The 7,160-nt window shown below is 69.3% G+C and carries 2 protein-coding genes; one reads left to right on the forward strand and one right to left on the reverse strand.

Translation table 11 applies throughout. From position 1 onward, the window contains the following. Nucleotides 1–127 precede the first annotated feature (127 nt). Nucleotides 128–3,622: a DNA-directed RNA polymerase subunit beta gene (rpoB, locus tag ABTZ89_RS32960; protein WP_270947574.1), complete on the reverse strand. Its 3,495-nt coding sequence runs from the start codon at nt 3,620–3,622 to the stop codon at nt 128–130. A 1,094-nt stretch (nt 3,623–4,716) separates the two neighbouring features. On the opposite strand from rpoB, the gene ABTZ89_RS32965 reads away from it, so the two are divergent. Then, on the forward strand, nt 4,717–7,160 hold a 2,444-nt coding region (locus ABTZ89_RS32965; protein WP_351052147.1), incomplete at its 3' end, for a tetratricopeptide repeat protein.

Genomic DNA, 7,160 nt, shown 5'->3' on the forward strand with positions numbered 1-7,160 from the left:
TGGTCTCGGTTGTCCTGTGTTGTCTTTTCGCTAGTTGGTCTGTTGGGGGGGGGGGGGGGGGGGGGGGGGCGCGGGGGGGGGGGGGCGCGGGGGGGGGGGGACCCCCCCCGCCCCCCGGCGGCGAGTGTCAGTGCGCGATGTCGTCGACGGACGGCGACTCGTTGCGGGACAGGTTGATGCCGAGGTTGGCAGCAGCGCGCTCCAAGTCCTCGTCCTCGCTGTCGCGCATCTCGATGGCCGCACCGTCGCTGGAGAGCACCTCGACGTTCAGGCACAGCGACTGGAGCTCCTTCAGCAACACCTTGAAGGACTCCGGGATGCCCGGCTCGGGGATGTTCTCGCCCTTGACGATCGCCTCGTAGACCTTCACGCGGCCCACCACGTCGTCGGACTTGATGGTGAGCAGTTCCTGCAGCGTGTAGGCGGCGCCGTAGGCCTGCATGGCCCAGCACTCCATCTCACCGAAGCGCTGACCACCGAACTGCGCCTTACCGCCCAGCGGCTGCTGGGTGATCATCGAGTACGGACCGGTCGAACGGGCGTGGATCTTGTCGTCCACCAGGTGCGACAGCTTCAGGATGTACATGTAGCCGACCGCGGTCGGGTACGGGTACGGCTCGCCGCTGCGCCCGTCGAACAGCTGGGCCTTGCCGTCGCCGCCGACCATGCGCTCGCCGTCGCGGTTCGGGCGGGTGGAGGCCAGCAGACCGGTGATCTCCTCCTCGCGGGCACCGTCGAAGACGGGGCTGGCGGTGTTGGTGCCGGCCTCGACCTCGTACAGCTCCTCCGGCAGGCGCTTGGCCCACTCGGCGTCACCGTCGATGGACCAGCCCTGGGAGGCGATCCAGCCGAGGTGCGTCTCCAGCACCTGGCCGATGTTCATCCGTCGCGGAACACCGTGGGTGTTCAGGATGATGTCGACCGGGGTGCCGTCGGAGAGGAACGGCATGTCCTCGGCGGGCAGGATCTTGCCGATGACGCCCTTGTTGCCGTGGCGGCCGGCGAGCTTGTCGCCGTCCTGGATCTTGCGCTTCTGCGCGACGTAGACCCGCACCAGCTGGTTGACGCCCGGGGGCAGCTCGTCGTCGTCCTCGCGGTTGAACACGCGGACGCCGATGACCTTGCCGGTCTCGCCGTGCGGCACCTTCAGGGAGGTGTCGCGGACCTCGCGGGCCTTCTCGCCGAAGATCGCGCGGAGCAGGCGCTCCTCCGGGGTCAGCTCGGTCTCGCCCTTCGGGGTGACCTTGCCGACCAGGATGTCGCCGCCCTGGACCTCGGCACCGATGCGGATGATGCCGCGCTCGTCGAGGTCGGCCAGCACGTCGTCGGAGACGTTCGGGATGTCCCGGGTGATCTCCTCGGCGCCCAGCTTGGTGTCGCGGGCGTCGACCTCGTGCTCCTCGATGTGGATCGAGGTGAGCACGTCGTCCTGCACCAGGCGCTGGGACAGGATGATCGCGTCTTCGTAGTTGTGGCCTTCCCAGGGCATGATCGCGACGAGCAGGTTCTTGCCCAGCGCCATCTCGCCGTTCTGGGTGCACGGACCGTCCGCGATGACCTGACCGGCCTCGATGCGGTCGCCCTCGTTCACGATCGGCTTCTGGTTGATGCAAGTCCCGTGGTTGGACCGCGAGAACTTGTTCATCCGGTACGAGCGGCGGGTGCCGTCGTCGGCCATGATCGTGACGAAGTCGGCGCACAGCTCCTCGACCACACCGGCCTTCTCGGCGGTGATGACGTCACCGGCGTCGACCGCGGCGCGCAGCTCCATGCCGGTGCCGACCAGCGGGGACTCGCTGCGCAGCAGCGGCACCGCCTGGCGCTGCATGTTCGCACCCATCAGGGCGCGGTTCGCGTCGTCGTGCTCGAGGAACGGGATCATCGCGGTCGCGGCGGAGACCATCTGCCGCGGCGAGACGTCCATGTAGTCGATCTCGGTCGGCGCGAGGAGCTCGACCTCGCCGCCCTTCCGCCGGCCCAGCACGCGGTCGTCGAGGAAGTTGCCGTCGTCGTCGATCGGCGCGTTCGCCTGCGCCTTGACGTAGCGGTCCTCCTCGTCCGCGGTCAGGTAGTCGATCTGGTCGGTGACCCGACCGTCGACGACCTTGCGGTACGGGGTCTCGATGAAGCCGAACGGGTTGACGCGGGCGAAGGTCGCCAGCGAGCCGATCAGACCGATGTTCGGGCCTTCCGGCGTCTCGATCGGGCACATCCGGCCGTAGTGCGAGGGGTGCACGTCTCGGACTTCCATGCCCGCGCGCTCACGGGACAGACCGCCCGGGCCGAGCGCGGAGAGGCGGCGCTTGTGCGTCAGGCCCGCGATCGGGTTGGTCTGGTCCATGAACTGGGACAGCTGCGAGGTGCCGAAGAACTCCCGGATCGCCGCCGTGATCGGGCGGATGTTGATCAGGGTCTGCGGGGTGATCGCCTCGACGTCCTGGGTGGTCATCCGCTCGCGGACGACGCGCTCCATGCGGGACAGGCCGACCCGGACCTGGTTCTGGATCAGCTCGCCCACGGTGCGCAGGCGCCGGTTGCCGAAGTGGTCGATGTCGTCGACCTCGACCGGCACGGTGGCGCCTTCGCCCTCACCGCGAGCGGGCATCTCGGTCTCGCCCGCGTGCAGGCGAACCAGGTACTCGATCGTGGTGACGATGTCCTCTTCGGTCAGCACGCCGGTCTCGTAGGGCAGGCCCAGACCGATCTTCTTGTTGACCTTGTAGCGGCCGACGCGGGCCAGGTCGTAGCGCTTCTCCTTGAAGAACAGGTTCTCCAGGAGGGTCTGCGCGCTCTCCTTGGTCGGCGGCTCGCCCGGGCGCAGCTTGCGGTAGATGTCGAGCAGCGCCTCGTCGGTGCCTGCGGTGTGGTCCTTCTCCAGGGTCGCCATCAGGGTCTCGGAGAAGCCGAACCGCTCGCGGATCGCCTCGGCCGACCAGCCCAGCGCCTTCAGCAGCACGGTGACCGGCTGGCGGCGCTTGCGGTCGATGCGGACGCCGACGGTGTCGCGCTTGTCGACGTCGAACTCCAGCCACGCACCGCGGCTGGGGATCATCTTGACGCTGAAGACGTCCTTGTCGGTGGTCTTGTCGACCGACTGGTCGAAGTAGACACCGGGGGACCGGACGAGCTGGGAGACGACGACGCGCTCGGTGCCGTTGATGATGAAGGTGCCCTTGTCCGTCATCATCGGGAAGTCACCCATGAACACGGTCTGGCTCTTGATCTCGCCAGTGCCGTGGTTGGTGAACTCCGCAGTGACGAACAGCGGGGCCGCGTAGGTCATGTCCTTGTCCTTGCACTCCTCGACGGAGGCCTTGACCTCGTCGAAGCGTGGGTCGGAGAAGGACAGCGACATCGATCCGGAGAAGTCTTCGATCGGGGAGATCTCGCCGAGGACCTCCTCGAGACCACCAACCGGAACTTCCTCGCCGGCGTCGACCCGGCGCTGGAACCAGGCTTCGTTACCGACAAGCCATTCGAAGGACTGGATCTGCAGGTCTAGCAGGTTCGGCACGTTCAACGGTTCGCGAATGTTCGCGAACGAGACCCGCTTGGGTGCCCCAGGGATCCCCGACGTGTAGTTGGAAGCTGCAGAGACCTTGGTCGCGCGGGAGACTGCCAAGATGCGTCCTTCCGGGACTCTGAACTGGCTACAGCCGCGTCATCAAAGCGCGCGTTACGCGAACGCACAGTCCGCTAACACAGCTGTCAAGGGTGCAAGTGGCGCCCGCCATCCTACGACCCGAACGCACGGGTAGACGGAAAGAGGGCAGCGCAAAGTAGCAGTCTAGCTGGAACCCCGCCAGCTGTCGAGGGGGCCCACTGATAGCGGCCCAGCCCCGCGTTGGCCACCAGAGTGAACCCCAGCGCGCCGCCAGTCAAGAGATCACGCTCCGATCACCCTCGTGGCGCAAAACACGATCACTGAACGTGGCCGTTCCGGACGTGCTTTTGGCTGGTCAGAGCACTACCACAGGTCGCCCCGAGCCGCTCCCCCACGACACTCCCGACCACCCTCCGAACGGCTCTTGACAGCACCCCGCCGGATCGCCCCGGGAGTGACCGGCGCCTCAACATTCGATGTCGATCACGACCGCTCCCGGGCGACTGGGCCGAACGGAGTCAATCCGGCGAAGTCGCCCGCAACGGCTGACCCCTTGTGCTCGGATCTGCACCGACGGTCACGCGGAACACGAATTCGATCTTCGAATTCCCGATCTTGAACTGGGAGGTCGATTTGCGCCCGGGCACGCAGAGTCGCGAAATCGGCACCCGCGGCGAGGAAAACCGATTTCCCGGACTCCTGGTCACCTCCGCCGCTCCGGCCCCACCGGACCCGCCCGCACCACCGGCACCCGGTCCGAGCGAAAAGATCGGCTCGGCGCCTGTTCCTCCGAAATCGACGGTCGGGCGAACGCACCGCGCGAATTCGAGTCCGATCACGCGGCACCCCGCGGCCGGCCGATCCGGACGCAGCGGTGATCACTGCGTGGTAGCCGTGAGTATTAATGATCTCAACCGGAACCCCTCGTCGCGCGGGCCGAGTAGGTTCGGAGATCGAGCGGACCTCGCCCGCGGACACAGCTGTCCACCGGTGCGATCTCAGGTGGTGCACACGGACTATTCGGCGGCTGCGCGCGCCGGTAGCGTGTTACGACCCCACCGAGAATTCCCCCGACCCGGTGACCCGGTGAGCTAGCCACAGGAGAACGACCGATGACAGACGATGCAAGCCGCGCGAACGACCGGTTCGGCGGGCTGCAACGTTGGACCGCGGCGCAGAGCGCTCGGGGAGGTACCCGCTCCAGCTGGTTCACCGACGAACAGGACGTCACCCCGGAACCCCCGGCCCCGGAACCCGCAGCTCAGCTCCCGGATCCCCGCCGCGGCGCCGAGCAGCGCTACGCCGACGCGATCGCGGCGATGAACCAGATCGTCGCCACCCTCGACTTCGAGCACCTGCCGTGGGTCACCGAGGTCTTCCGCGCCACCGCGGGCATGCTCCGCGAGGACGACCCCGCGCGCGCGGGCGTGCTCAACAACCTCGGCAGCGCTGTGCAGCTGTCCCACCTGCGCAGCGGTGATCTGGCCGATCTCGAGGACGCCATCGGCCACTACCGGTCGGCGACCACCGCAGCGCACGGCAACGACCGCGACCGGATCCTCTACCACTGCAACCTCGCCCTGGCGCTGGCCGATCTAGCGGGGAAGACGAACCGCGCGGCGACGGCGGCCGACAGCGTGCGGGCAGCGCGCAACGCCGTCGAGGAGGCCGCACGTCGCGACCCGCGACGGGCGATGGCGCTGGTCAGGCTGGCCAACGCGCTCAAGCTGCACGCCCAGCTGGCCGGCTCGGCCGCCTCCGACGACGAGTCGATCGAGGTGTTCCGGGAGGCCGCGCGGATCTCCCCGGCCAACGATCCGGCCACCTCCGAACTGCTGGTCAACCTCGGCTCCGGGCTGCTGCGCCGGTACCAGCGCAGCAACTCCCAGGACGACCTGGACGAGGCCATCAAGCACCTCGGCTCGGGCGCCGGGGCGCTCGCCGACGGCGATCCGCGCCGGGCGGCGCTCTGCGACCTGGCCCGCGCGCTGCGACTCCGGTTCCGGGCCAACGGCGACCTGACCGACCTCAACTCGGCGATCAGCGAGCTGGTCGGGGTCCTCGGCGTGCTCGACACCGGCCACCACCTGCTCGGCACCGCGATCTGGAACCTGGCCACCACCACCGTCGAGCACGTCGACGCCACCGGCGACGCCAGCCAGCTGCGCCGGGTGCTGCGGCCGATCGCCCCCGCGGTGCGCGCGATGTCCGCCGACGACACCGAGCGCGCCACCGCCCTCACGGCTTACGCGACCTTGCTGCGCAGGCACTTCGTGCACGGCGCCGAGCCGAAGGTGCTCGACACCGCCGTCACCGCGGGACAAGCGGCGGCCTCCGCAGCAGCGGCCGAGCAGCGCGGCGCAGTGCTCAACGCTCTGACCACGACGCTGATCGAGCGCTTCGAGCACAACCAGGACAGCACCGACCTGGACAGCGCGGCCGACCTGGCGCGCGAGGCGGCCAAGGAGGACCCGTCCGCGCAGCACGTCGCGCTGACGCAGTTGGGGATCATCGCGGCGCACCGGTTCCGGCTGTCGAGCAGGACCACCGACGTCGAAACGGCGATCGAGCTGTTCGAGCAGGCGCTCAACGCCATGCCGCTGGACGCCCCGGAGCGCGCGAACGCAGCGATCCACCAGGCCCGCGCCTTGCAGTCGCTGTACCAGCGCAGCGGTCGCAAGCGCTACTACCGGTGGGCGCGCAAGGCGCTCATGGAGGCCGCGGAGCAGGACACCGCCCCTGCTGACCAGCGGCTTCGGGCAGCGGCGCTGGCCGGCCGGATCTGCGCGCAGGCGGGCCGCTGGCCCGAGGCGCTGGAGTCGTTCACCTACGCCGTCGACCTGCTGCCGCTGGTCACCCGGGGCAAGCGCGTCGTGGCGCCGCCGGTCTCCCAGCAGCGGTGGGCGTCGATCGCGGCGGACGCGGCGGCGTGCGCGGTGGAGAGCGGCGACGCCGAGCTGGCGGTGGAGCTGCTGGAGCACGGGCGCTCGGCGATCCTGGCGGACTTCCTGCCCACCGGCGGCGAGCTCGGCGAACTGCACCGCACCCACCCGGACCTGGCCGACGAGGCGGTCCGGCTGCGGCGCCTGCTGGACCGCCCGGTGGCCGAACCCGGTCTGACCGAGCTCGACGACCGGACCCGCCTGGCCCGCACCTGGGACGAGCTGCTGGCCGAAGCCCGCGCGGTGCAACCCGACCACCTGCGCCGCACCCCGTTCGCGAAGCTCGCCGAGGCCGCGCCGGAGGGCTCGGCGGTGCTGATCAACCTCAGCCGCTACCGCTGCGACGCGCTGGTGGTCATCGGCGGCCGCGCGCTGATCGTGCCGCTGCCCGACGTCACGCCCGAGAAGGCGGCCGAGCGCGCCGCGGAGATGCTCGAGTCGGCGCACCGGGACGAGCACTCGGTGCTGACCGATGGCCTCGACTGGACCTGGCGCTGCATCACCCGGCCGGTCGATCGACTGCGCGATCCAGGCGATGTAGGGCAGCTTCAGGTAGGTCGGATCGGCGAGGTCGACGAAGGACTGGGTGACGCCGTCGACGGCCACGGTCCACC

The organism is Saccharopolyspora sp. NPDC002686 (genome assembly GCF_040295745.1).
GTDB classification, from domain to species: domain Bacteria; phylum Actinomycetota; class Actinomycetes; order Mycobacteriales; family Pseudonocardiaceae; genus Saccharopolyspora; species Saccharopolyspora oryzae.